At 67.9% G+C, this 24,588-nt stretch carries 18 protein-coding genes and 3 pseudogenes; 6 read left to right on the top strand and 15 right to left on the bottom strand.

Annotated features, from left to right (window positions below; genetic code table 11):
* Nucleotides 1-238: 238 nt before the first annotated feature.
* The gene (locus AB0G56_RS40150) at nt 239-778 is read right to left on the bottom strand and encodes a phenolic acid decarboxylase (RefSeq protein ID WP_360980653.1); all 540 of its coding nucleotides are present in this window, start codon (nt 776-778) and stop codon (nt 239-241) included.
* Between the two features lie 137 nt (nt 779-915).
* Here AB0G56_RS40150 and AB0G56_RS40145 point away from each other — a divergent pair, with 137 nt between their 5' ends.
* Nucleotides 916-1,449 carry a MarR family transcriptional regulator gene (locus AB0G56_RS40145; RefSeq protein WP_360980650.1) on the top strand — a complete coding sequence of 178 codons (534 nt, stop codon included), beginning with the start codon at nt 916-918 and terminating at the stop codon, nt 1,447-1,449.
* A gap of 240 nt (nt 1,450-1,689) precedes the next feature.
* Here AB0G56_RS40145 and AB0G56_RS40140 read toward each other — a convergent pair whose 3' ends face one another.
* Nucleotides 1,690-2,175 carry a hypothetical protein gene (locus AB0G56_RS40140; RefSeq protein WP_360980647.1) on the bottom strand — a complete coding sequence of 162 codons (486 nt, stop codon included), beginning with the start codon at nt 2,173-2,175 and terminating at the stop codon, nt 1,690-1,692.
* 910 nt (nt 2,176-3,085) lie between these two features.
* Between AB0G56_RS40140 and AB0G56_RS40135 the strand changes: the two genes are divergently transcribed.
* Together AB0G56_RS40135 and AB0G56_RS40130 are read left to right on the top strand one after the other, a co-directional pair.
* Nucleotides 3,086-4,324, top strand: coding sequence for an Ig-like domain-containing protein (locus AB0G56_RS40135; RefSeq protein ID WP_360980656.1), 1,239 nt, complete (start codon nt 3,086-3,088; stop codon nt 4,322-4,324).
* Nucleotides 4,325-4,817: 493 nt separating this feature from the next.
* Complete coding sequence (locus AB0G56_RS40130) at nt 4,818-5,168, top strand: hypothetical protein (protein WP_360980644.1); 351 nt, start codon at nt 4,818-4,820, stop codon at nt 5,166-5,168.
* A 380-nt stretch (nt 5,169-5,548) separates the two neighbouring features.
* Here the strand turns inward: AB0G56_RS40130 and AB0G56_RS40125 are convergent, their stop codons facing one another.
* From AB0G56_RS40125 to AB0G56_RS40095, 7 genes are all read right to left on the bottom strand, one after another.
* Nucleotides 5,549-6,751, bottom strand: coding sequence for a Gfo/Idh/MocA family oxidoreductase (locus AB0G56_RS40125; RefSeq protein WP_360980641.1), 1,203 nt, complete (start codon nt 6,749-6,751; stop codon nt 5,549-5,551).
* A gap of 105 nt (nt 6,752-6,856) precedes the next feature.
* Nucleotides 6,857-8,452 (bottom strand): ABC transporter substrate-binding protein, encoded by a 1,596-nt coding sequence (locus AB0G56_RS40120; RefSeq protein WP_360980638.1) that lies wholly within the window; start codon nt 8,450-8,452, stop codon nt 6,857-6,859.
* 58 nt (nt 8,453-8,510) lie between these two features.
* Nucleotides 8,511-9,527, bottom strand: coding sequence for an ABC transporter ATP-binding protein (locus AB0G56_RS40115; protein WP_360980635.1), 1,017 nt, complete (start codon nt 9,525-9,527; stop codon nt 8,511-8,513).
* Complete coding sequence (locus tag AB0G56_RS40110) at nt 9,502-10,503, bottom strand: ABC transporter ATP-binding protein (protein WP_360980632.1); 1,002 nt, start codon at nt 10,501-10,503, stop codon at nt 9,502-9,504. Before AB0G56_RS40110 ends, AB0G56_RS40115 begins: the two co-directional genes overlap by 26 nt.
* On the bottom strand, nt 10,503-11,429 hold the full coding sequence (locus tag AB0G56_RS40105) for an ABC transporter permease (RefSeq protein ID WP_360980629.1): 927 nt from the start codon (nt 11,427-11,429) through the stop codon (nt 10,503-10,505). Before AB0G56_RS40105 ends, AB0G56_RS40110 begins: the two co-directional genes overlap by 1 nt.
* Nucleotides 11,422-12,351: an ABC transporter permease gene (locus tag AB0G56_RS40100; RefSeq protein ID WP_360980626.1), complete on the bottom strand. Its 930-nt coding sequence runs from the start codon at nt 12,349-12,351 to the stop codon at nt 11,422-11,424. The genes AB0G56_RS40105 and AB0G56_RS40100 overlap by 8 nt, the downstream gene beginning before the upstream one ends.
* On the bottom strand, nt 12,345-14,576 hold the full coding sequence (locus AB0G56_RS40095; RefSeq protein ID WP_360980624.1) for an ROK family protein: 2,232 nt from the start codon (nt 14,574-14,576) through the stop codon (nt 12,345-12,347). The genes AB0G56_RS40100 and AB0G56_RS40095 overlap by 7 nt, the downstream gene beginning before the upstream one ends.
* A gap of 249 nt (nt 14,577-14,825) precedes the next feature.
* On the opposite strand from AB0G56_RS40095, the gene AB0G56_RS40090 reads away from it, so the two are divergent.
* Both AB0G56_RS40090 and AB0G56_RS40085 read left to right on the top strand, forming a co-directional pair.
* Entirely contained in the window at nt 14,826-15,059 is a 234-nt protein-coding gene (locus AB0G56_RS40090; RefSeq protein WP_360980621.1) for a hypothetical protein, read from the top strand.
* A 242-nt stretch (nt 15,060-15,301) separates the two neighbouring features.
* Nucleotides 15,302-16,564, top strand: a complete 1,263-nt coding sequence (locus AB0G56_RS40085) for an IS701 family transposase (protein WP_360980618.1) — start codon at nt 15,302-15,304, stop codon at nt 16,562-16,564.
* A 207-nt stretch (nt 16,565-16,771) separates the two neighbouring features.
* Here the strand turns inward: AB0G56_RS40085 and AB0G56_RS40080 are convergent.
* The 3 genes and pseudogenes from AB0G56_RS40080 to AB0G56_RS40070 all read right to left on the bottom strand — a co-directional run bounded on the left by AB0G56_RS40080 (nt 16,772) and on the right by AB0G56_RS40070 (nt 19,147).
* Nucleotides 16,772-17,833, bottom strand: a pseudogene (locus AB0G56_RS40080) (IS110 family transposase).
* A gap of 134 nt (nt 17,834-17,967) precedes the next feature.
* Nucleotides 17,968-18,874, bottom strand: a pseudogene (locus AB0G56_RS40075) (IS5 family transposase).
* A gap of 21 nt (nt 18,875-18,895) precedes the next feature.
* The gene (locus AB0G56_RS40070; protein WP_360980615.1) at nt 18,896-19,147 is read right to left on the bottom strand and encodes a transposase; all 252 of its coding nucleotides are present in this window, start codon (nt 19,145-19,147) and stop codon (nt 18,896-18,898) included.
* A gap of 53 nt (nt 19,148-19,200) precedes the next feature.
* On the opposite strand from AB0G56_RS40070, the pseudogene AB0G56_RS40065 reads away from it, so the two are divergent.
* Nucleotides 19,201-19,383, top strand: a pseudogene (locus tag AB0G56_RS40065) (IS630 family transposase); the annotation flags it as partial.
* 131 nt (nt 19,384-19,514) lie between these two features.
* Here the strand turns inward: AB0G56_RS40065 and AB0G56_RS40060 are convergent.
* From AB0G56_RS40060 to AB0G56_RS40050, 3 genes are all read right to left on the bottom strand, one after another.
* Nucleotides 19,515-21,860: a pyruvate dehydrogenase gene (locus AB0G56_RS40060; protein ID WP_360980612.1), complete on the bottom strand. Its 2,346-nt coding sequence runs from the start codon at nt 21,858-21,860 to the stop codon at nt 19,515-19,517.
* A 401-nt stretch (nt 21,861-22,261) separates the two neighbouring features.
* Nucleotides 22,262-22,840: an NUDIX domain-containing protein gene (locus AB0G56_RS40055; RefSeq protein WP_360980609.1), complete on the bottom strand. Its 579-nt coding sequence runs from the start codon at nt 22,838-22,840 to the stop codon at nt 22,262-22,264.
* 91 nt (nt 22,841-22,931) lie between these two features.
* Complete coding sequence (locus AB0G56_RS40050; protein WP_360980606.1) at nt 22,932-24,497, bottom strand: AMP-binding protein; 1,566 nt, start codon at nt 24,495-24,497, stop codon at nt 22,932-22,934.
* Between the last annotated feature and the right edge of the window lie 91 nt (nt 24,498-24,588).

Here is a 24,588-nt window from a genome sequence, read left to right as displayed (position 1 = left end):
GGCATCCCGACACCTCCACCGGAGAGACGACACGACACCCCGTCCCTGCCACCGGAACACCGCACCTACACCTGACCAGCGGAAACGAACCCGTCTCTCGGAAAGACAACGGCTTCTATGAAAGGGAGGTCTGCGCCGGTCTGGTCCTCGGGGAGGTCTGGCGCGCACTCGCTGAGACCGGCACCGCGACCCCGCGGGGCAATCGCCACGGGAGGCGGCGGGGTGATGCCGCCGCCTTTCAGTCGGTGCGGTCGGCGAAGCCTCGGGGCAGGTCCTCGGGGCCCACCGCGACGACGCTCTCATCGTTCTCGCCGACGTACTCGAACAGGGTGATGCGGGCGAACTCCGGGACGACGTAGATCGGATAGATGGGGCCGGCGTCCCGGTAGGCGCGCATCTCCTCCAGGTGGTCGTTCTGGTAGAGCACCGTCTTGCTGCCGTCCTGCTCGATCCACTGCGGAAAGAAGATGGTGCCGTGCAGGACCCGCAGACGAGGCAGCACGTTGACGACGACTGAGGTGCCGGTCGGTTCGTTCCAGGACACCTTGTAGACGTCGTCGGCGAGCCGCACCAAGTCGACCTCCTGGTCCTTCACCCAGCGGCCGCCGACCATCCCGGAGTGGATGCGGTAGTCGATGGTCGTGGCGTTCTTCACGTACATCTCGTACTGCCAGCCGTTCGCGTACGTGTAGATGAACCGGTGCCCGACGATGCCGGACAGATCCTGCGGCGGGACGGGGCTCTCGACGGTCGTAGGGGTGTCGTGCACGGTGGTCATGGTGGTTCTCCCTGCTGTGCTGCGAGCGGTCACCCGCCGGCGTACGGTTCGGCCGGTCCGGGGCCATCGCCCTACACACCACTTTGCCACAAAATACGTTTGCCACAAAACTTTATCTACGTAGTCCACAATGGGGCATGCGCAACACAGACAGAGCGGCGGACGGGATGGGTGACCGCAGTGCACCCGGGACACCGGAGGCGGCCCGCGTCGCGGCGGGGCTGGGCGGACTTCTGGGACCGCTGCGGCGTGCCGTCCTGCGTGCCACCCGCAACGCCGAGGGACTGCCCGACCTGCCGGAGGCACAGATCGAACTGCTGCGGGCGCTGTCCTCCTCACCCGAGGGTCTCAGCCCCGGCGCAGCGGCCACGCGCGTGCGGGTGGCACCGTCCACCGTGAGCAACCTGGTCCGGGCGATGTCCGCCGCACGACTGGTGGAACGGATCCGGCCCGAGCACGACCAACGGACTGTGGTGCTCACCGCGTCGGAGGAAGCCCTGCACCTGCTGGAGCGCTACGACCGGGCCAGCACCGCGGCCCTCACCCGCGTCGTGGAGGAGCTGTCCGACGCCGACCGGGCGGCGCTGCACCAGGCGCTACCGGCTCTGGACCGGCTGGTCACCGCACTGGAGACCGGCGACGGCACCCGGCCGGACTCGGTCAGCCCTTGATCAGGGTGCGAACACCCCGTCGAGTGTGACCTGAACAGGCGCGGAGGGCTTCGTGGTGACAGGGCCCGGCTTGGCGTACGGCCGGCTGCGCGCCTGGCCGTCCGCGTCCGTGTCGCGGACGCCCGCGCGGTGCGAGTGCCGATTATTACGTCCTCGCGGGTCACGCTGTGTGTGCGTACTCGTGGAGGATGCCGCCGAGTCGATCACGTCGGCGGACGTCGAGGTAATGGTCGGTCCGGGTCAGTGATCGGTTCGGGGGCCGGCCGAAGCGGTGCCGCACTGTGCAAGGTGCGGTGCGGCCGATGTCCGTTGCAGTACGCCTCGAACTCGTTCAGCGCGTGGAGCAGGTGGGCCTGGTTCCAGATCAAGGTACGGGTCGAGGAGTTCGTGCCGCCAGGTCTGCACCCAGCGCTCCGTGATCGAGTTCATGCGGGGAACGCGGATGCCGGTGGTGAGGATTTCGACGCCCTCGGCCTCGAAGACGGCATCGAACGCCCGGGTGTACTTGCTGTCGCGACGGCGGTCGGCGTGCTCGATGACGGCGAAGACGTACGCGGTCGCGCCGTTCAGGGTGGCGGCCGTGAAGAAGTCGCAGGCCAGGATCGCGTGGGCCTGGCCGCGCAGGAAGGCGGCCCAGGTCTGGCGGCCGCGTTCGGGAGCGGGTTCGATCCCGTGCGCCCGCAGGGTCTCCCAGACGGTTGAGGGCGCGACCTCGATGCCGAGCACGGCGAGTTCACCGTGGATGCGCCGGTACGTACCCCCAGGAGCTGTTCTCCCGGGCCAGGCGCGAAGGAGAGCCTGGATGGGGCGGCGGGTCGGCGATCTGGCGGCCTGCTTGCGGCGGGCGGGGTCGGCGTGGCGACGGCTCCTGAGGTCGCGGTGCCACCTCAGGATCGTCTCCAGGGCGACGATCAGCCGGAGCTGTCGCAGCTTGGGTCTGGGGACCCCGGTTCAGGAGCGCGGGCAGGAGAGCGCGGTCCGCCGGGGGCACTCCGGGTCTGTCGATCTGCCGCTGCAGGTCCGCCAACTGGTGGCGCAGCGTCAGGATCTCGATGTCCTTGTCCGCGTCGCTCATCGGTAGCAGACGGATGAAGGCGAACACGCTCACGACGGCGAGGTAGGGCAGTCGCAGCAGCACGATCCATCAGCCTGACCCACCCATTCTGGCAACCGGTGGCCATTCACGAGAACGCGCCGGTCACAGGCCATGGATAAGGTTTTCGGCACCCGCAGCTGTTCGACGGCCGGGTCTTCCTGGCCGTGCCGAACGGCCTTCTTCAGCCTGTTCCACTTGGTATCGACTCGCCTCGGCGGCTTCGGCATGCTCGATGGCGGCCGCCTGCACGGCTTCGGATGCTCCGCGCCAGCGGCGCCAACTGGGCGTCGCACTCGTCACCGGCAAGGCCGGTGAGCCTTCGCACGCTCCTCCTCGGCGGATCGTCGGCGGCCAGGGGCCACGCTGACCTGCCGGTCCGGAGCGGCGTCACAGAGCCGGGCCGGAACCTGAGGCGTGGCCTTCACCACAAATTGGTCATTTCAGGAGGGATAAGCACCTATAAGTGGTTTGACAGCTGGTTGCCCGCTGCGGGCAACCACCTCCAGGGAGCGAAGACCAGTGGCATGGGAGTAGCGTTTGATCACTGCACGTAAACGACGCACCGGCCTGGTGGCTGCGGCCGGCGCACTGGGCGGCGTAGTCGCCCTCACCGCCCTCGGCGGCACCAGTAGCGCTGCCACCGGCGAAAACGGCACCGGTAACCACCCGGCATCGCAAGCGCCGACGGGCCAGGCATCCGCCCAGGAAGCCTCCGACGCCCGAATGGTGATCACCCCCGGGCAAGGCGCCCACAACGTCGGAATCAACACTCCCGTCAAAGTCACCGTCGGCAACGGCAAGCTCATCAAGGTAACCATGACCGCGGTCGCGGCCGGTACCGAGCTTCCGGGCACGCTGTCCGCGGACGGCATGTCCTGGAAGGCGACCGGACCGCTGCAGCGGGCCACCACGTACCAGGTCGCCGCAGAGGCCAAGGACGCCAAGGGTCGCGCCGTCACCGAGAACGCGGTGATCACCACGCTCTCCCCGGCCAACGACTTCGTCGGGCACCTCTCCCCCGAGAACGGCTCGACCGTCGGCGTCGGCATGCCGGTGAGCTTCACCTTCGACGAGGCGATCGGCGACAAGGGCGCCGTGCAGTCGGAGATCCAGGTCAGCTCCAGCAGCGGCCAGCCGGTCGTCGGTCATTGGTTCAACGGCCACCGCCTGGACTTCCGTCCGAAGAACTACTGGAAGCCCGGCTCCACCGTCACCGTGCGGATGAACATCCACGGTGTACAGAAGACGGTCACGTTCAAGATCGGCCGGAGCCAGATCAGCACGGTCGACACCAAGACCAAGCAGATGACCGTCGTGCGGGACGGCAAGACGATCAGGACCATCCCGATCTCGTCCAGCAGCCCCGAGCACCCGACGTACAACGGTCGGATGGTCATCTCCGAGAAGTACCCGCAGATCCACATGAACGCCTCGACCGTCGGCCTCACGAACAAGGACGGCAAGCCGGCGTACGACATCCAGGCCGTGCCGCACGCCATGCGCCTGACCGACTCGGGCACGTTCATCCACGGCAACTACTGGAGTGCCGACTCGGTCTTCGGCAAGGTCAACACCAGCCATGGCTGTGTGGGCCTGAAGGACCTCAGGGGTGGCGGGGACGACACGCTGCCGGCCGCCTGGTTCTTCGACAACTCGATGATCGGTGACGTCGTGCTCGTCAAGAACTCCGCGGACACGACCACGCTGGCCCCGGACAATGGCTTCAGCGACTGGAACATGTCGTGGAACGACTGGGGCGCGGGCAGCGCGACGCAGTGACACCCACGTCGTTGCGCGTGTCCGGCCGGGCATCCCTCCCGTCAGCCGGCGGCCGACATCGTGTCGGCCGCCGTCTCCGGCGTCAGGGACGGCGCTCGCCGTCGGCAGCATCCACTCCGGAACGCGCTCTGGCGTCTCCAGCAGAGTCGTCGCGAACGCGGCCACCGCGCCGGCCAGCGCCTGCTGCTGAAGGCCGTGCGCCGGGTTGCCGCGGTTGAAGACGCCCTCCATCAGTTCGGGATGCCCGTCGAAGAGACGTATGGAGAAGCGCCGAGCGATCTCGCCGATATGGTCGCCGACGACCGGCAGCGGGACGGCGATGGCGGGACGCGACGTGTCCGAAAGTATCTGGCTTGCCTCCAAGGCGAAAGCGGAATACCCGCCGTCCCTCCGTTCTCAGTACTCGGCTACCCCCTGCCTGACACCGGCGAAGGAACATCCCGCTACGCGGCTCAGCGCCAGAACCTCACACGCCGGCTGATCGAAACAGACCGTGATCTACTCCTGGTCATGGTGCCGATCAACGGAAGCCGAGGTCATGACCCATCACTGCTGCGAGGCGATGACCGATCGCGTGGACATGCGCTGCGCCGAGCACGACGACCCATTCGCCTGCCCGGACGCGCTGGTTGACTTCAGTGCTAAGTTCCAGGAGTACGGGTTGATCATCCATGACGAGGCACGTCGAGTCTCACGATCGACTTCTGTCCCTGGTGCGGGCGGCGGCTCCAGGCTGCGAAACCTCTCTCCCGAGCAGTGCCAGCAGATCCGTGTCCGCGCGACGCATTGCGGCCAGTTGCTTCCCGGCCACAGCGCGATAGAGCGCGACCGCATCCTTCCTTAATCCCTCCGAATACGGAGACTTGCGCCCCCCTGGACATCCCTCCCTGGACCATCAAATCCATTGCCCGGGGTGTCCACTCCAAGGATCAGCCTCAGAGGACGAGGAGCACCCGGCCGCCGCGCCAAGCGCGGGTTTCGGGATGAACGCGCAGGTGGCGAGCGTGGACGGCCGCGGCCGCAGACGCGACCCAGCTCCTTCCGCGTGAGCGCCGCCAGTGGGCCGCAGCAGATCAGCCGACATCCAGAAAACGACGGCCGCCGCCGTCACGGCCAGAGCACAGGCAGGACCACCAGACCGGCCCCCGGCGCCAGGTCATCCCCGCACGGCGGTCCTGGACGGACGGCGGCGGCTCCCCGTTACACCGCGCCCTCCGCGTCCGCTCAGCGAGGCCCAGGCTTCGCCTCGGTCACGTCCTTGACCTGGTCGCGGAGGAAGTACGTCTCGATCTCGGCGGGGATCGGCGGGACCTGGACCGCCCCTCCCCCGCTGCGGATCGACTGCGTTCCCGCGACGCCTGCCGCCACCGACTGCCGGGCGGCGATCGGGGACGTCATCGTCGGGCCGCCCTCGACGGCGAACCGGATGAACTCGGAGATCAGCAACGGGTCGGCCCCGCCGTGACCGCCCTCGGCCGGGGGCACCTCGATGATCTCGTCGGCCTCGCCCCGGTAGGAGTCGGAGCGCTTGTTCCAGAGCTTGATCGTGGCGAAATCGTCGTCGCCGAAGTTCTCCAGCCGGCCCTCGGTCCCGATGACGGTGTAGTTGCGCCAGTAGTCGGGGGTGAAGTGGCACTGCTGGTACGAGGCGAGCACGCCGTTGTTCAGCACCAGGTTGGCCATCGAGATGTCCTCGACGTCGACCTGCGGCGCCATCTCCCGCTGGGCGGTGGGCGGCCAGTTGTCCTTGTCGTACCAGTCCCACATCCGGCGGTCGGAGTTGTCCCGCCGGTCGGTGATGTCGCCGTAGACACTCAGCGCCCCGACGGCCGAGACGGTCGTCGAGTAGCCGCCGACCAGCCAGTGGATGACGTCGATGTCGTGGGCGCCCTTCTGGAGGAGAAGCCCGGTGGACTTGGTCCGGTCGGCGTGCCAGTCCTTGAAGTAGAAGTCGCCGCCCGTGGAGACGAAGTGCCGACACCAGACGGCCTTGACCTGGCCGATCCGGCCGGCCAGGATCGCGTCCCGCATGGCCTTGACCACTGGCATGTGCCGCATGTTGTGCCCGATGTAGAGCCGGGTGCCGGTGCGGTACGCCGCCTCCAGGATCTGGTCCGCGCCCTCGACGGTGATGGCCATCGGCTTCTCCAGGAACGTCGGCACCCCCGCCTGCAACGTCCGGATCGCGTGCTCGGCGTGCAGATAGTCCGGGGTCAGGACCATCACGGCGTCGAGGTCGAGGCCCAGCAGCTCGTCGATGCAAGCCATCACCTGGAGGCCGTCGCCGATCTTCTCCACCGCGTCGGTGCGGCCGCGTTCGTCGCTGTCGCACACGGCGACCACCCGCGAGCCGTTCCCCGGGTTGTGGGCGTAGCGCCACAGGCTCGACCTGAGTCCGAAGCCGATGATGCCGATGCGTGCGTCCATGTGCGAAGACTCCTCGTTCCATAGCTTGGTGACCGGAACGGCCACCGGGGCACGCGGCCGGGTGCGGCGGCCGGTCAGCCATCGGGGCACCCGGCGCGATACGCGTCAGTTGCTGGTCTTGCAGGTGATTTCCGTGCGGTAGATCTGCATGTCGCCACCGGCGGCGTGCGGCCTCAGGCACGCGGCGTGGGCGATGTACATCACCTGGTAGTACAGGGGCTGGATGACCTGGTCGGCGAGGATCGAGTCCTCTGCGGCCCGCCAGTGCTGGTCGGCCTGGGTCGGGCTCTTCGCCGCCCATGCCTTGGCGACCTCCGAGGACGCCGTCGCGTTGGTGTACTTCAGCCGGTAGTTGGCGTCGACCATGACGGAGGCCACCCACTCCGACGCGCTCGGGAACGACGAACCCCACAGCGCGATACTCGGCCCGTCCAAGGAGTAGTCGTTGGTGTCCGCGCCGAGTGCGGCTGTCGGCCTGGGCCGCGGCTCGACGTTCAGCCCGATCTTCTTCGCCTCGTTGGAGATGGCCAGGGCCGCCGCGGCGAACGTGGTGTCCGACGAGTCGTAGAGCAGCGGGATGGTGCCCTTGAAGCCCGACCGGTCGAGTAGCTTCTTGGCACCTGCGGGGTCGAAGCCGCACGTCGAGCCGCACGCGTCCGCGCGGTAGGCGGACACCGAGTTCGGCATGAGCGAGCGGGCGGCCTGGCTGGAGCCGAGGAAGAGGTTCTTGGAGATTGCGTCCCGGTCGACGATCATCGAGAACGCCTCACGGACCTCCTTGGGGTACTTCTTGTCCAGGTAGGTCGGCCAGGTGACGTAGGTCTCCAGCGTGTTCTTGGCGATGGGGGTCAGGCCCTTGTCTCCGAGCGCGTTCTCGCCCTGGGCGACGAGGCCCGGTGGCAGGCTGCGCAGGACGTCGGTGTTGCCGGCGACGACGTCCTGGTAGGCGGTATTGGGGTCGTTGTAGACCCGGAACGTGATCTTTGACGCCGCGCCCCTGGGTATCCAGCCCTTGTAGTCCTTCCGCCGTTCCACCACCGCCTGGAACTGCGGGTTCAGCTTGGTGAGGACGTAGGGGCCGTTGGTGACGGGCTTCTTGTCGTAGGCGATCGGGTTCTTGAACGCCGACTTCGGCATGGGGCAGAAGGGGAGCGTGGCCAGCATGTAGGGCAGGTCGTTGTTCGGGCTGTCCGTCGTCAGGGTGAAGGTGTTGTTGTCGATCACCTTCAGGCCCGACAGCGTGGTCCTCTTGGCCTTGCCCTTGGCCGGATTCAGCTCCGAGTACCCCCGCACGTGCTCGAAGGCGTAGTTGCTGGCCATCGCGTTGGAACCGAGTGCGGTGAAGTTGAACGAGTCGACCCACGTCTTGGCGGTGATCGGCGTGCCGTCGGAGAAGGTCCGGCCGGGGGCGACCTTGACCGTCCAGGTGACCTGGTCGGTGCTGCTGACGCTCTGGGCCCCGTCCATGTGGACCTTGCCGGCGTCGTCGATCCTGGTCAGCCCCTCACACAGGGCCATGCCGATCTGGCTGCCGGGGTTCTGCGGGCCGGTGATCCGGGTGATCGTCCCCATCTGCACGGCGGTGATGGCACCCGACCGGATGCCGTTGCCCGAGGTGCCGTTGAGGCTGCCGCAGCCGGTGAGAGCTGCCGAGGCGGCTAGGACCGAGACTGCGGCAACGACGGTGTTGGCGACTCGCAATGCTGTTCCTCTCGGGGGTACGGACCCCGGTATGTGCAGGGCCGGGCAGGCGGAGGCGTCAGGAAGCGCGGTAGGGCAGCCCGACACGGGAGGTACGCACGTCCTCGGCGCGCAGGCAGGCCGCCCGGTGGCCGGTGCCGACCTCGGTCAACGTAGGGAGGGTGTTGGCGCACTCGGCGACGGCGGTGTAGCAGCGGGTGTGGAACGGGCAGCCCGGCGGCGGGTCGATCGGCGACGGCGGATCACCCTCCAGCACGACGCGGTCGATCCGGTGCCCGGGCGGCAGCCTCTTCGGCACTGCCGACAGCAGCGCCCGGGTGTACGGATGGGCCGACGTGCCGTACACCGCGTCGCGCGGTCCTTCCTCGACGATCTTCCCGAGGTACATCGTGACGATCCGGTCGGACATGTACTGGACCACGTCGAGGTCGTGCGCGATGAAGATGATCGTCAGACCGTGCTTCTTCTTGAGCCGGTTCAGCAGGTTCAGCACCTGCGCCCGAACGGAGATGTCCAGGGCGGACACGGGCTCGTCGCAGACCAGGAGGTCGGGGCTGAGCGCCAGGGCCCGGGCGATGCCGACCCGCTGGAGCTGGCCGCCGGAGCACTCGTGCGGGTACTTGTCCGCGTGCGCCGGGTCGAGACCCACATCCGCCAGCAGTTCGTCGACCCGCTGCGGGATCTGCTGCTTGGGCATCAGCCCGTGGGCGAGGACGCCCTCGGCGACCGAGTCGCGGATCGTGCGGCGGGGGTTGAGCGAGGCGAACGGGTCCTGGAAGATCAGCTGGACACCCCGGTGGAAGGCGCTCTTCTCCGCGCGGCTCATCTCCGCGAGGTCTCGTCCCTTCCAGAGCACGCGCCCTGACGCCGGCTGCTCCAGCCCGACGATCAGCTTGGCGAGCGACGACTTCCCGCAGCCCGACTCGCCGACCAGGCCAACGGTCTCACCGGGTGCCACGTCCAGCGTCACGCCATCGACTGCGCGAACCGTACCCGTCTGCCGGGCGCCGAACTTCGCGCTCTTGGGCTTGTACGCCTGCTTGACTTCCTCAAGCGCCAGCAGCCTGGTATTCATCCGTGGCCTCCTTCCAATGATGGCAAGCTGACGTGCGGTCGGCGGACACCTGGTGCTGGTGCGGAGCCTCGCTCCGGCACAGGTCGGTGGCGAACCGACAGCGGGGGTGGAAGCCGCATCCGGTCGGCCGGTTCGCCAGTTGGGGCGGCAGCCCCGGGATCGTCGGCAGGTCCGCGCCCCGATGCTTCGGTCCGGGGATCGAGCCGAGCAAGCCGATCGTGTAGGGGTGGGCCGGCCGGTCCAGAAGCTCCGCGATCGGTGCCTGCTCGACCGCGCCGCCGGCGTACATCACCAGCGCCTCCTCGGCGATGTGGGCGGCGACGCCGAGGTCGTGCGTGATGAGCATGAGGCTCATGTCGCGCTCCTGCTGGAGCTCCGCGAGCAGGTCGAGGATCTGCGCCTGGACGGTGACGTCGAGCGCGGTGGTCGGCTCGTCGGCGATGAGGAGCTTGGGCTCCAGCGCCAGCGCCATGGCGATCATGATCCGCTGCCGCATCCCGCCGGAGAACTGGAACGGGTAGTCCCTGGCCCGGTTCGGGGCGTCCGGGATCTTGACCGCCTTCATGATGTCGATGGCGGCGGTCGCCGCGTCACGCCGACTAGCGCCGCGGTGGATCCGGTACAGCTCGGCGATCTGCCGGACCACCGGCACCACCGGGTTCAGCGCCGACAGCGCGTCCTGGAAGACCATGGCGATCTCGGCGCCCTGCACCTTGCGAAACGCCTTGGGCGACAGGCCCAGCAGGTCGGTTCCCTCCAGCAGGATCCGGCCGCCGGTGACTCGCGCCGGCGGTGTCGGCAGGATGCCCATGATCGCCTTGGCGGTGATGCTCTTGCCGCACCCGGACTCGCCCAGCACCGCCAGGGTCGAGCCCCGGGCGATGCTGAAGCTGAGGTCTTGGACCGCCGGCAGCCGACGGTCGCCGGAGCGGAATTCGATGCCCAGGTTCTTGACCTCGAGCAGTGGGTTGCTCATCAACGCCCCCTGGGATCGAGCACGTCACGCAGGTTCTCGCCCAGCACGACGAAGGCGAGCGTGGTCAGGCCGAGCATTCCGGCCGGGAAGAACATCAGGTGCGGGGCGACCTGCCAGTTGCCGTCCGTACTGGCCGCCGCGATCTGGACGCCCCAGGAGAACGCCGGAAGCTTGATTCCGACACCGAGGATGGAGAAGCCCGCCTCGGCCGTCATGGCGGCGCCGACGCTGAGGGTCGACATCACGACCAGGGGAGTGATCGCGTTGGGGATGACGTGCCGGCGTAGGATCCCCCAGTGCCCGACCCCCAGCAGGCGGGCGGCCTGGACGTACTCCAGCTGCTTGATCTGGAGCACTGAACCGCGCAGGTACCGCATCGTTCCGGCCCAGCTGAAGAGCACCAGCACGAAGACAATGGTCCACACGGTCCGCGACTTGAACTGGTACAGGATCACCAGGCTGGCTATCCCGACCGGCACACCCAGGACGATGTCGGCGGTGCGGGAGATGACTGTGTCCACGGCGCCGCCGAAGTACCCCGCCAGCGAACCGGCCACCATCGCGATGAAGAACGTGAAGACCGCAACCAGCAGGCCGACCTCCAGGGAGATCCGCGCTCCCTGGACGACGTTGGAGAAGTAGTCGCATCCCTGCATGTCGTAGCCGAACGGATGCCCTGATCGGGGGCCCAGCCGGGAGTCGACGAGTGAGCAGTCCCGCGGGTCGGTGTGGGTGAACAACCTCGGTGCGGCGGCCATCGCCACGACCACCGCGATGATGAGCACGGACAGGATGAAGAACGGCTGCCGCCGGGTGCGGAGCAGCCCCTGCGTCATCAGTCCGCGGCGCTTCCCGCCGCGCTCCAGCGGGGCGGGCGGCTCGGGTTTGGCTCCGGTCGCGACCAGAGCCTCGATGGCATCAGACATGGCGGACCCTCGGGTCGATGATCGGATAGAGCAGGTCGACCACCAAGGCGGTGACCAGGTAGAAGAGCAGCAGGAACACCGAGACGCCGACGACGACCGGCCCTTGCTGCTGGGAGATCGCGGTAGCGAGGGTGCCGCCGAGACCGGGCAGGTTGAAGATGGACTCGATCAGCACCGAACCGCCCAGCAGGCTGGCCAGGCTCAGTCCGAGGTAGGTCACCACCGGCAGAAACGCGTTCCGCAGGGCGTGCAGCCAGATCACCCGACCGGGTGAGGCGCCCTTGGCTCGCGCCGTCGTGATGTAGTCCGCCTTCAGGACGTCGACCAGGCTGGTCCGGGTCAGCCTCGCCAGCGGTGCCGCGGTCTCCAGCGCCAGTACCAGGGCCGGCATGACGAACGCGGTGGGGTAGCCGGCCTGGACGCCGGCTATCGGCAGCAGGTGCCCCTTGATACCGATCAGGTACTGGGAGAAGTAGGCGACGAGAAAACTCGGTACGGCGAGGAAGAAGACCGTGAAGAACAGGTTGAACTTCTCGGGTACGCCGTCCCTTCGCAGCCCGGTCCAGACCCCCAGCAGCACGCCGATGACGATCTTCAACGCGAAGGCCGACAGCGCGAGCGCCAACGTGTAGGGGAAGGCGGTCTTGATCAGCGCGGTGACCGAGTTGTCGTTGAAGTCGTATCCGAAATTCCCGTGCAGAACGTGGTCGAGGTACTTCCCGTACTGCACGAAGAAGGGGTCGTCCAGGTTGTACTGCTTCCGGATCGCGGCGATGCTCGCCGGCGAGAGCCGCTTGTTACCGCCGGCCAGCGCCAGCACCGGATCCCCGGGCACCAGGAAGACCAGCAGATAGATCAGGAACGTCGAACCGACGACGGTCGGGATCATGTACAGCACTCGCGTGATCGTGTACCTCAGCACTGAGGTTCCTCCTGGTTCGTGCTGGTGAAGTAAGTGACGAGCTCCGCGTTGGGCGGCTCGACACGGCAGCGCTCGCCCTCACGCAGAAGCGAGAGCCGGATCGCCCGGACCGTCGCCAACGCCTCCCGCGCCTCCTTGGCCGAGCGGGCGGGTCCGGCGGCCAACGCCGACACATCCAGCGGAGTCTCAGGCCCCGGTGGGGGCACCAGAACCGACGATTCGGAGCCCGCTGTCCCGGTGAGCCAGACGTCGTCGCCGTCGCTCTCCAGGCGGCCCGTCGTCCCGATGACGCTGTAGCAGCGCCGGACGGGGCCGGCGCCCCGGCCCCTCATGTAGCCCGCGGACACGCCGTTGTCCAGCGCGAACGCGATTATCGAGATCCGTGGCTCACGATCGGTGGCCCGGGCAGGGTCGGGCACGGAGCCGACGGCACCGCAGGACTCGGTCGTGCCTTGGGAAAGCCAGTGGAGGACGTCGATGTCCAGGGCGAGTTGCTCGTCCGTCACCTGGCTGTCGGCGTCGGCCTCGGTGAGATGCCGGCACCAGACGGCGGTGACGTCCCCGACCAGCCCGTCGTCGACGCAAGCCTTGAGGGTGCGGACCGCAGGAGACCTGCGCGGCGCGTGATCGACGCACATCGGCACGCCGGTCCGCACCGCCACCTCCAGCAACTCGTCCAGCGCGGCCGGCGAGTCGGCCGGCGGCGCCGCGAGCGTGACGGCGATCCCGCGATCCAGCACGGCTTTCGCCGCGGCGGCCCGCTCCGGACCGGGCAGATCGACGAACACGTGCTCCGGCGCGACCTCGAGTGCCAGCAGGTCGGACACCTCGGCGTAGCTCCGGACGCCACTCGCCAGCTGTGACGCCCTGACCGCTTCGCCCAGCGCGCCGCCACCGTCCAGCAGGGCGATCCGCGGCTGGGCCATGGGATGCCCGGTGCCGGAAGTGAGGGCGGGACGTACCCGCGGCGGAGCCACCCCGTCGGTGCCGTAAATCGCGGCGGAGAAGCCCTCGAAGGCGCGGTGCACGGCACCCACGCACACCCCGTCCCGGCCCAGCGAGGTGGAGGTGATCACCACGTCGAGCTCGCCCGCGCCGTCGGCGAACTCACCCACCGCGGTGGCCAGGTCGGACGCGATCAGGTCCCCGAACCGAGCGAGTTCGCCCCCCAGCACGACCACGTCGGGGTCGACGGCGAGCACGAGCGCGCCGATCGCCGGGGTCATGGCCGACACCAGCGCCTGCTGCGTCCTGCGGCCTTCCGCGTCCGTCGGATCAGCGAGCAGCCGCTCCAGCGGCCGCGCGATCCGGGCCATGGCCTCGTTCAGCGGCCCGGTGGGAACCTCGATGTCGCTGAACGACCGAAGCAGGCCGACCTCGCCGGCGCTGTTGTGGCGCCCGCGAAGCACCGCGCCGTCGACCGTGATCCGTGCCGAGACATGGTGCCAGGTGAGCGCGTAGACGCCGGTACCGGCCTCCTCCATCGCACCGAACCGCGACTCGGCCGCGGCGGCGAGCGACAGGTCGTTGTCGACGACCACGGGGACGCCCAGCAGCGCCGCGAACCGGTCCTGGAGGTTGGTGCCGACCCAGGACCTGACCGGCGACGTAAGGACCTCACCGTTCGGCGTCACCAGACCCGCCACGCCGATGCCGACGGCCCGCAGGTCGGCGCGGCTGAACCCGGCGCAACCGAGCGTTTCCTCGACGACGGAGACCACCTGACCGAGCTCGGGTCGCGCGTCGCTGCAACCGGGCCACCCCGACGAGCCCACCGCGACGGTGCGGCCCGCCAGATCGGTGAGCAGGACCCGCATCTCGGAAGCGCTCAGGTCGACACCGATGACGACGCCCTTCTCGGAGCGAAACCTCGACTGCCTGGCCGGACGGCCCCCCGCCTCACCGTGCTGGACCTGATCCGCCTCGGCCTCGACGAGGCCGTCAGCGGTGAGGTCCGCCAGCGCGGCCTCCACCGTTGGCCTGGACAGGCGGGCGGTGGCGGCGATCTCAGCGACGGTGGCCCGGCCCAGGTCCCGGATCGCCGCGATACAGAGCGCGCGAGAGCCGTTCGCACGCTTTCCGTCCGAATTCACCACTTTCAGCCCCTCGCCTTTCCCTGACCTACCGGACCCGCAGGTTTCACAGCCACTTTCATATTGGTTAAGAAGGCTGTTGCGCAACAGATTCGAGCCGGTCTTTCGCCAGATCAAGACACCGTCCAACATGTGGACTGATTCCTGAGTGCTGTTTATGCACCTTAGAGATTGATGTAGCAATTCATAGGCCACACGAAGCATGTCGCTTTTTCGGGAGTTGCTCCGGCTTTACCCCCGCCCTCGCGCCAGGCACATCGGCCATACGGGAGAACCAACAAGGCGTATCCCGCTCGGCTGGAGACAAGAAAGAGGCCGGAAGAGTTCGGCCCCGGACCTGCGCGCCGCCGTGGGCTCCGGGGGTATGCAGAAGGCGGGCTGATGTCCGAGCCCGATGAGCAGCGGCAGTTCACCGAGGCCTGTCTGCACGGGCTGCGCGCCCGGCTGTGCGACGTCGACGCGCTGGACAGCTACCTGCCACCGCACGACGTCGCGGCGCTCGCACGGAAGATCGCCGGAGCGCCGGAGGCGCCGCAGCGGCCGCCCCGTGACGGCGGGACCGCAGCCTCGTTGGACGGTGCGCCCCGAACCGGCCCCCGGGGACGTCATGGCTGATCCCCCGGCGCCCGCGGTGTATGGCCCTGGTCGGCCCGGCCACCGGCCGGGGTGAGACACCCGTCCCTCCGGCCCAGGACCTCGGCGTGATCACGTGTCGTACCGTTCGCGACGACCTTTCGCATTGATTCGCCATCAAGTCAGCGGGTGCAACTCGCCTGGACGAAGATCTAGTAGGGCCTGGTCAGGTTCACTCGCCGGTGGCGTGTCCCTTTGATCGCTTGTTCCGTTGACCTGTTGTGATGGATGGGGAGTTGGCCGCGGTCCGGTGCGATCTGGAGGACTTCGCGGCAGAGATGTTCGAGCCGTTCGCACGGGCGGATCAGCGCCGGTGGGGCGGGGTCTATCTGCGGGGACTGCTGCTGGACGGGCGGCGCAAGTCGGTGGAGCCGATGGCCGCCCGGCTGGGTGAGGACGGCAACCGGCAGGCCCTGGCGAACTTCATCACCACCAGCCCGTGGGACGCAGCGCATGTGCGGGCCCGCCTGGCCTGGCGGATGCAGCACGTGATCAAACCGACCGCGCTGATCGTGGATGACACCGGTTTCCTCAAGGACGGGGACGCCTCGGCGTGTGTGGCCCGGCAGTACACCGGCACCGCCGGCAAGGTCACCAACTGCCAGGCCGGCGTCTCGCTGCACCTGGCCTCCGACAACGCGTCGGCTTCTGTCGACTGGCGGCTGTTTGTACCCGAGAGCTGGGATCCCGGCTCTCCGAAGGCCGATCCGGCCCAGGTCGCCCGCCGCACCGCATGCGGCATCCCTGAAGAGATCGGCCACGTCGAGAAGTGGCAGCTGGCCCTGGACATGATCGACGAGACCAGGTCGTGGGGTATCGATGTCCCGCTCGTCGTTGCCGACGGCGGCTACGGCGATGCGGCAGCCTTCCGGCCAGGTCTGGAAGAACGCGGGCTCGGCTACGTGGTCGGGATCTCCACCACGACCACCGCCCAGCCGGAAGAGGCACGGCCGCACACCCCGCCTTACGGCGGTCGCGGCCCGCGGCCCCAGCCTGCGTATCCCGAGCCGGCCCAGGCGGTGAAGAGGCTGGTCATCGAGGCCGGCAAGCGGGCCGCGAAGCCGGTGCAGCGGAGGGAAGGCTCCCGCCCGGGCACAGGTCGCAGCGGTGTGAAGCGCATGTACTCGCGGTTCGTGGCCCTGCGGATCCGTCCCGCTGGACGCGAGATCCGCAAGAACAACGACGGCCCGGAACTGCCGGTGCGCTGGCTGCCGGCCGAATGGCCCGCCACCGAGCCCGAGCCCGTCCAGTTCTGGCTGTCCAACCTGCCCGCCGACACCCCGCTGGCCACCCTCGTGCGCACCGCAAAACTGCGGTGGCGCATTGAGCACGACTACCGCGAGATGAAGCAGGCCCTGGGCCTGGCCCACTTCGAGGGCCGCACCTGGAGAGGCTGGCACCACCACGTCACCCTCGTCTCCGTCGCGCACGCCTTCTGCACCCTCCAGCGCATCACCCGGTCCCCAAAAGAGACGGCGCCGGCCTGAGCCTCTACCGAGTCGCCCGCGAAATGCAGTTACTCCTCGCGGTCTGGACCGGCGCCTGCCCCACCTGTCACCGCAACATGCCAGAGCCAATACCAACCTGACCAAGCACTACTAGGAGTTGTCTTCAAATGTCACGCCCACATCAGGAGCGAGGCGAGGGTGACGGCTGCCTGGTAGGACTCGGCGGTCTTGATGCCCCTATGGATGTCAAGCGGCTGATGCTGGTGTCATCGTGGTCTGCCTGGGCAAGGTGATCGTTTGGTAGATCTCTCGCGCAACGTAGCGCTTCAGGCAGCGGATGGCTTCTCGGCGGGTCTTGCCCTCGCTGATGCGTCGCTCCACGTAGTCGCGCGTGCGGGTGTCCCAGCGCAGACGGGCCAGGATGATGGTATAAAGCGCGGAGTTGGCTTGGCGGTCGCCGCGGTTGAGCCTGCGGCGTTGGGTCTTGCCTGACGATGCCTCCACCGGGCTGACGCCACAGAGCGCGGCGAAGGATGCCTCGCTGCTCATCCGGTCTGTGTTGTCCCCGGCCGCTATCAGCAACGCGGCAGCGGTGTCCGGGCCGACGCCGTAGCGCTCCAGAAGCCTCGGTGCGCAGGCAGCGATGGCGGTGGTGATCCGGGCGGTGAGGTCATTGATCTCTTCGGTCAGGTGCTGGATCCGTCGGGCCAGCAGCCGGAGTGTGTGGCGGGCCGCGGCTGCCGGGTCGGCCCCGTCCGCGGCTTCCAGCTCGGAGCACCTGCGTATGAGCTTGGGGTTGCTCAGGCCGGTCAGCGACTCGCGTAGGGCAGGATCCGCGGACACCAGGATGGCCTTGAGCTGGTTGATCGCCTGCGAGCGCGACTTGATCGCGGAGCCCTTGGCCATCTTAAACATCCGGATCGTCTCCACCGGACCGTCGCCGGTCTTGGCGGTGGCGGTGGCCCTGCCGGACAGCACCGCGTGGGCTGCAGCTGCCGCGTCGATCGCGTCGGTCTTGCCGCGCCGGCGCCGGGTGGCCTTGTCCGGCTGGTTGACCTCGATGACCGTGACACCTTCGCTGTGCAGGTAGCGCGTCAACGCCGCGCCCTAGGAGCCGGTGCACTCGACGCCGGCCCGTTGGAGCCGCCCGAAGGAGCGTGCCCAGGACAGCAGCTGCCAGTAGCCCTCCTGGGTGGTCGGGAAGCTGCGGGTGTCCAGCATGGCCCCTGCAATGGTGGTCACCGCAGCCACGTGGCTGTCTTTGTGGGTGTCCACTCCGAGTACAACGTCCTCGGACGTTTCGGCCATGTGGTGGCGGGGACTGGTGGGTTGGGTCATGCTGGGCACGGTCGCCTGTCTCCTGAGCGCTTCGGGAACACCGGTGGCCGACGCCGGACCAGGTGTGGCGGTCAGGACTGTGACGGTGCCTGTCGCGAAGGCCCCTATCGGGACACGCCCACCGGCCCGGCGGCAGCAAGCACCGCCTCAGACGGCAGTCGGCAGATCAAAACCAAGGCACCAAGGCCAGTCGTAGCGCGGGCCAGACCACCGCCCGAGGCGGCACCCGACCATCCTCACAGTCGTAGCGGGTCGCGATGCCGCGCCACTGCTTGAGGCGGTTGAAGCACCGTTCCACGACGTTGCGCTGCTTGTAGAGCTGCTTGTCGAAGACCGGTGGGCGCCCGCCTCGGCTGCCGCGCCGGAGCCGGTTGCGGATCTGGTCGGCCCGCTCGGGGATGGTGTGGCTGATGCCGCGACGTCGCAGCCAGGTCCGTATCGCGCGGGAGCTGTAGCCCTTGTCGCCCAGCACATGGTTGGGCCGCAACCGGGGGCGTCCCGGGCCCATGCGAGGCACCCGGATCGCCTCCATCACGGCGGTGAACTGGGTGCAGTCGTTGGTGTTGCCGCTCGTGAGCACGAAGGCGAGCGGACGCCCGAAGGCATCGCAGGCCAGGTGAATCTTGCTGGTCAGGCCGCCCCGGGAGCGCCCGAGGGCGGGGCTGCGGAGCCTCCTTTTCGAGCCCCGGCGGCATGTTGGTGGGCGCGGACGACGGTGGAGTCGACCGACACCAGCCAGTCGACCTCTCCCGCCGCGTCCGCCCGGGCCTGGGCGGCCTGGAGCATCCGCTCGAAGGTGCCGTCCAGGGCCCACCGGCGAAAGCGGGTGTGCAGCGTGTGCCAGGGTCCGTACCGCTCAGGCACGTCCCGCCAGGCCGTGCCCGTCCGGAACTTCCACACGATCCCGTTGAGCACGGTTCGATCGTCCAACCGCTTCCGTCCACGCAAGGACTCGGGCAGCAGCGGACGGAGGAACTCCCACTCCGCATCGGACAGTTCATGGCGACGTATCACCCGACCATGATCCACCAGTCAAGATCCATTGAAGACACGACCTAGTTCAGCCCGCTCGGCCTCCTTCAGCCGACCGCCCGGCATCGCCGGCACAGGCCGGTCCGAAGAAGCCGAACCGTTGCGCCGCCACCGCGAGACCCAGCTGTGCAGCGTGCCCGGATGAACCCCGAGCTCCTCGGCAACCTCCGAACTCGGCTTGCCTGTCTCGATCACGATGCGTACAGCACCCTCACGGAACTCGGCATCGTACTTCTGTTGCTTGGACCCCATGAACCCCAACTTCCCCTGCAATCACCGACTCCACGCTACGAGGGGACCCTCACAACCCCGTCGAGTGGGTAGGGGCACACGTCAAGCGCAGCCTGGCCAACCTCGCCGTGGTCGCCCTCGACCGGCTCGAGACGCTCGTCCGCAACCGGCTCAAACGCCTCCGGTACCGGCCCGCCACCCTCGACGGCTTCATAGCCGGCACCGGCCTGGCCCTCGATGAACTCACGTCACCTTGACGAGCCGAAGTCAATAGCCCCCCGGGTGAGGCGCAGCGATGCGTGGTCATGCGGGACGCTGTCGGCGGGGACGGTGGGGCGGTTTGCTCTCCTGCGCCGGTCCCTTCACGCAGGAGCTGTCGGGTTCTCGCTCAGTCGATGAGGTCGAGGGTGGTGGTGATGATGCTGTCGGTGTCGATGTTGTGGTAGCGGTAGACATCCTCGATCGCCCCGGACTGGCCGAACTTGGTGACACCGAGGGTACTGACGGGAACGTTCTGGATGGTGCTCAGGAAGGCCAAGGTGTGCGGGTGCCCGTCCAGGACGGTGACGAGCGGGGTGGCCCGGTCGAGGGGGAAGACCTGGTCGAGGATCCAGGTCGGGTCGTCCGACAGCCCGCGGCGGGCCTGGAGCGCACGGAATAGCAGGTCAGGGCTGGTCACACACACAACATCGGCGGCTTGCCCGAGGGCGGCGAGGCGGTCGGCGGCGGCCAGGGCTTCGGGTACCAGAGCGCCCATTGCAGCGATAGTCACCACGGGCTTCTCGTGTTGCCGCAGCCGGTAGGCTCCGGCGGTCACATGCCGGCGGCGGCGTTCGCGGGCGGCAGGGTCGGTGGGCACGGCGGCGAGTGTCTGGTCCACGGGACGGGTGGACAGCCGCAGGTAGGCCGAACTGCCGTCTGTTTTACCGAGGTTGCCGAGGGCGGTAAGCAGACACCATTCGGTGTCGATCGCGAACGCGGGCTCGTAGGTGACGCAGCCGGGCTGTTCGATGCCGAGCGAAGGCGTGGTGATCGACTGGTGTGCGCCGCCCTCCGGGGCGAGCGTGACACCGGACGGGGTGCCGACCAGGATCGACTGTCCGCCCGCGTAAATGCCGAACGACCACGGTTCCAAGGCCCTGTTGACGAACGGGTCGTAGACCACGCCGATCGGCAGCAGCGGCTGGCCCCAGCGGCTCCAGGTGGCACCGAGCTCACCGAGCACGCCGACCAGGTTGGTCTCGGCGATGCCGAGTTCCACATGCTGGCCTGTCGGCTGCTCACGCCAGTGCAGGATGGTCTCGGCGTCGTCGGCGAACCAGTTGGGGCGCTCGGTGGGCGACCACACGCCCACCTTGTTGAGCCAGCCGCCGAGGTTGGTGGAGGAGCTGACGTCCGGACTGACGGTGACGATCCGGCTCGCCGCCTCCGGTGCCCGGCGGGTGAGGTCCAGCAGGACGCGTCCGAGAGCCTGCTGGGTATTGCCGGTGCCGGTCGGCGCGGCTCGACTGAGGTCCGTGGGTACCGTGGGAGCTTGCTGCAGTGTACATCCGGGGCGGCGCAGGCGCTGGACCGCCTTGGTGCACAGGGCCGCTTCCGCCGAACCGTCGGCGAAACGGGTCCACGGGTGACCCAGATCCAGTCCGAGGCGGTCGGCCAGTGCCGTCATCTGGTCGGCTGTCAGGAGCGAGGAGTGGTTCTGCGGGTGGCCCTCGGTGGGGAGCCCGTAGCCCTTGATCGTGTAAGCGAAGATCACAGTGGGCCGAGTGTCGTCGACGGCGTCATAGGCGTCCATCAGAGCGCCGACGTCGTGGCCGCCCAGGTTGCGCAGGGCCGCCAGCAGTGAGGCATCGTCTAGGGACGCGATGAGCTCGGCGATGGACTGTGCCGTGGAGCCGTTACCGGGCAGGCGCTCGCGCAGCTGGTCGGCCGAGCAGCGCAGCAGACGCTGGTACTCGGGGTTACCCATGGTGTCGATACGAGCACGCAGGGCCTCGCCACCACACCTGGTGAACAACCCCTCCAGGAGATGGCCGTACTTGAGGGTGAGCACTTGCCAGCCGGCAGCCGCGAACATGCCTCGCAGCTTGTCCGCGGCGATGCCAGGGATGACTCGGTCGAGGGACTGCCGGTTGAGGTCGACGATCCACACCGCTTCGCCCAGGCCCGGCACCATCGGGTCCTGGATGGCTTCCCAGGTCGCTCCCTCGTCCAGCTCCGCATCGCCGAGCAGGGAGTACTGGCGCCCTGTGCCGGCACCGCCGAAATGACCCTCCACATAGCGCCGCGCGAGGGCGCCCCATAGGGGGGCGGTGGCACCGATGCCGACCGAGCCGGTCGAGTAGTCGACCGGGTCGGGGTCCTTGGACCGGCTGGGGTAGCTCTGCAGGCCGCCGAAGGCGCGCAGCGTGGTCAGATAGGACTCGTCCAGCTCGTCCAGCAGGTAGTTGATCGCATGCAGCACCGGTGAGGCATGCGGCTTTACCGACACTCGGTCCTCGGCGGTCAGCGAATGGAACCACAGCGCAGTCATGATGGAAGTCATCGAGGCACTGGACGCCTGGTGACCACCAACTTTCAGACCTGTAGGGTTCGGCCGTACCCGATTGGCATGATCGATGATCGCGGTGGAGAGCCACAGCACCCGCTGCTCAACCGCCTTCAGCACGACGAGCTCCTCCGCCCGGGCACGACCAGAGCTGTCGGCGTCCGCCGACCTCAGTTCCGCGACCATCACAGACCTCCTCCGCATTCGGCATCATGCCTTAAGAAATTTCGCGTTGTGCTCCGCAAGTAGACACATGAGCCTGCGATTGCACAAGATATTGCCATTGAGTTGAGCATTCTGCTCAAACTTCGAGTTTGCTGGCAGGCATTCGCGGTGCATCATGACCAGTGGACGGCCTCCCGATGCCGTCAACGCCTGATCAGCTGATCCTTCGAAAACGCACTGCCGGAATACGTGTGCGGGATTCCTCCGCCCCTACCGCATCTGGCAGACGGCCGGCCAGGGCGCTGACGATTGCACAATGCCACTACCCTGCCATGGAAAGCGCTGTTCAGGAAGCCGCACTCTGCAGCCGGACGACTGAATTTCAGGGCTCGATCAAATCTCTGCACATCTATGTGACGTGATCACGAGTTTCGCCTGACGGCAGAGTTGATCGCTTGTAAAACATCCGACAGCCATGCGACTTGCCCGTCGAACTGTGCCAGCTTCCAGGGCCGAACCCACCGGTATGCCTCGTGTTCCCAGTTGAGAGTGAGCCGGCGCTGACTGGTACAGGCCACAAAGGTGTGCACGGTCCAGTCCGGACCGCCCCGAGGGTCGGCCAGGCGTAGCGTAGGGCCCGCAGTCAAGTATTCCAGAGCGCGGGCGGGGAGCAGAGTCTCCTCCCAGATCTCCTGGATGGCCTGCCGTACCGGGTCGCTGTCAGCGTCCAGATATCCAGTGATGCAGTGCCACAGGCCTGCGTCATGCTGGACAGATCCACTGCGCTTGAACAACCCGATGCGCCCTCGCCACATGAGGATGACGGCGACGATGTGTCGCGGGCCTTGAGGTGTGAGTCGGCTGAACTCGTCCAGGGACTGAGCCCTTTGCGAAGCTTGCTGAATCACTGGGCTATCACCGCCTTCGGCAGGGACACTCGGATACGGCCCGATAGGCCTTTTCACCTGGAGTGCGTGGCAGGTCAGGAGTACTCGTCCCATTTCTGGTCAGTGCCGGATGCCCGGCCGTGTGACAGCGCGAGATACGGCGTTCCCTGACGGCGACCTGCCGACCACCGTCACTGCTGTTGTTTCACCGGATGCGTCTCTCGCTCCCGGCCCAGGCCTTCTCACGCAACACGAATTTCTGGATCTTCCCCGTGGAAGTCTTCGGAAGCTCTGTAAACGTGACCGTTTTCGGCGCCTTGAACCGCGCCACTCTGCCCTTTACATGCTCGATGATCTCCGCCTCAGTCGCCGTGGCCCCGTCCTTCAAGCGCACGTAGGCGGCGGGGACTTCACCCCAGCGCTCGTCCGGAACGGCGATCACCGCGGCCTCCAACACCGCTGGATGATCCTCGATCGCCTGCTCTACCTCGACCGATGCAATGTTCTCCCCCCCGGAGATGATCACGTCCTTCGAGCGGTCACGCAGTTCAACGTACCCGTCAGCGTGCACGACGCCGATGTCACCGGTCCGGAACCACCCGTCCGGCACCGCTGCCAGGGTGGCCTCCGGGTCGTCGAGGTAGCCGAGCATGAGGTTGTTGCCGCGCAATGCGATCTGCCCCGTGGTGACACCGTCAGCAGGGACGTCGGTGCCATCGTTCGCGATCACCCGCGGCACGCACGAGATCATGTTCCCGACGCCCTGGCGCGCCTTGAGCCGGGCCTTCGCCTCGGCGTCGCGGTCGTTCCACTCCGGGCGCCAGTCGCACAGCATCGCCGGGCCGTACGTCTCGGTCAGCCCGTACAGGTGCGTGACTTCGAACCCAAGCTCCGCCGTCCGACGCAGGATCGCCGGCGACGGCGGCGCCCCACCGGTCGCGATGCGCACCGTGCGGTCCAGCGGCGCGGCCTCGTTGGCATAGGCGATCATCGACAGCACCGTCGGCGCCCCATTGAAGTGCGTGACCCCCGCCTCCTTGAGCAGTCGCCAGATCTCCGCCGGGTTCACCTTCGGCAGGCAGACGTGCGTCGCGGCCGCTGCAGTCACCGCCCACGGGAGCGTCCATCCGTTGCAGTGGAACATCGGCAGCGTCCACAGGTACACGCTCGATGGCGTCAGTCCTGTGTGCCCGACCATTGCCACGGCCTGCAGGAACGCCCCCCGGTGGTGGTACATCACGCCCTTGGGGCGACCTGTGGTCCCGGAGGTGTAGTTGATCGACAGCAGAGACCGCTCGTCGGCCGGGGTCAGGTGCAGCGGCTCCGAAGCAGCCAGTAGGTCCTCGTACTCCTGCCCCGCTCGGATCCGGTACGGCGGAGCGTCCAGCCGGGTGAGGACCTCGTCCACCAACCCGTCGAACGACGGATCGTGGATCAGCACGGCGGCCTTGGAGTGCTCCAGGATGTAGGTGACCTCGTCTACCGCGAGTCGCGTGTTCACCGCGACCAGCGGCACCCCCGCCCACGGCACCCCGAAATGCACCTCCAACGACACATGGGTGTTCGGCGTCAGCACCGCCACCGGGCGGCCTTCGGCCAGCGGTGCCAGCCCACCTGCCAACCGCTGACACCGATCACGCAGCTCCGCATAGGTCCAGCGGGACTGCCCATCCACCACCGCGACCCGGTCTCCGTGCGCCGCCGCGGCACGATCCAGATACGAGGTCGGGGTCAACGGCTCGAAAGACAAGGAGTCCGCGTCGTGGGTCATCGCGCGGTCTCCTTGGTGTGGTTGGCGTGGTATTGGCGGAGTGCTTCTTCGTGGGCGGGGCGTGCGGCGCGGATGTCGGCGAGGACGTCGT

Origin of the sequence: Streptomyces sp. NPDC021356 (assembly GCF_040641015.1) — a bacterium.
Taxonomy (GTDB): Bacteria; Actinomycetota; Actinomycetes; order Streptomycetales; family Streptomycetaceae; genus Streptomyces.
The sequence above is the reverse complement of the archived record's forward strand: the minus strand, read 5'-3'. Positions and strand labels throughout refer to the sequence as shown.

What these genes read in the sequence shown, in the direction of transcription:
- AB0G56_RS40090 (WP_360980621.1), top strand. Translation starts at nt 14,826, where the DNA reads ATGTCCGAGCCCGATGAGCAGCGGCAGTTCACCGAGGCCTGTCTGCAC.
- AB0G56_RS40085 (WP_360980618.1), top strand. Translation starts at nt 15,302, where the DNA reads ATGGATGGGGAGTTGGCCGCGGTCCGGTGCGATCTGGAGGACTTCGCG.
- AB0G56_RS40095 (WP_360980624.1), bottom strand. Translation starts at nt 14,576, where the DNA reads ATGTTGGACGGTGTCTTGATCTGGCGAAAGACCGGCTCGAATCTGTTG.
- AB0G56_RS40125 (WP_360980641.1), bottom strand. Translation starts at nt 6,751, where the DNA reads ATGGACGCACGCATCGGCATCATCGGCTTCGGACTCAGGTCGAGCCTG.
- AB0G56_RS40105 (WP_360980629.1), bottom strand. Translation starts at nt 11,429, where the DNA reads ATGTCTGATGCCATCGAGGCTCTGGTCGCGACCGGAGCCAAACCCGAG.
- AB0G56_RS40110 (WP_360980632.1), bottom strand. Translation starts at nt 10,503, where the DNA reads ATGAGCAACCCACTGCTCGAGGTCAAGAACCTGGGCATCGAATTCCGC.
- AB0G56_RS40115 (WP_360980635.1), bottom strand. Translation starts at nt 9,527, where the DNA reads ATGAATACCAGGCTGCTGGCGCTTGAGGAAGTCAAGCAGGCGTACAAG.
- AB0G56_RS40060 (WP_360980612.1), bottom strand. Translation starts at nt 21,860, where the DNA reads ATGGTCGCGGAACTGAGGTCGGCGGACGCCGACAGCTCTGGTCGTGCC.
- AB0G56_RS40050 (WP_360980606.1), bottom strand. Translation starts at nt 24,497, where the DNA reads ATGACCCACGACGCGGACTCCTTGTCTTTCGAGCCGTTGACCCCGACC.
- AB0G56_RS40145 (WP_360980650.1), top strand. Translation starts at nt 916, where the DNA reads ATGCGCAACACAGACAGAGCGGCGGACGGGATGGGTGACCGCAGTGCA.
- AB0G56_RS40070 (WP_360980615.1), bottom strand. Translation starts at nt 19,147, where the DNA reads ATGGGGTCCAAGCAACAGAAGTACGATGCCGAGTTCCGTGAGGGTGCT.
- AB0G56_RS40150 (WP_360980653.1), bottom strand. Translation starts at nt 778, where the DNA reads ATGACCACCGTGCACGACACCCCTACGACCGTCGAGAGCCCCGTCCCG.
- AB0G56_RS40055 (WP_360980609.1), bottom strand. Translation starts at nt 22,840, where the DNA reads ATGGGACGAGTACTCCTGACCTGCCACGCACTCCAGGTGAAAAGGCCT.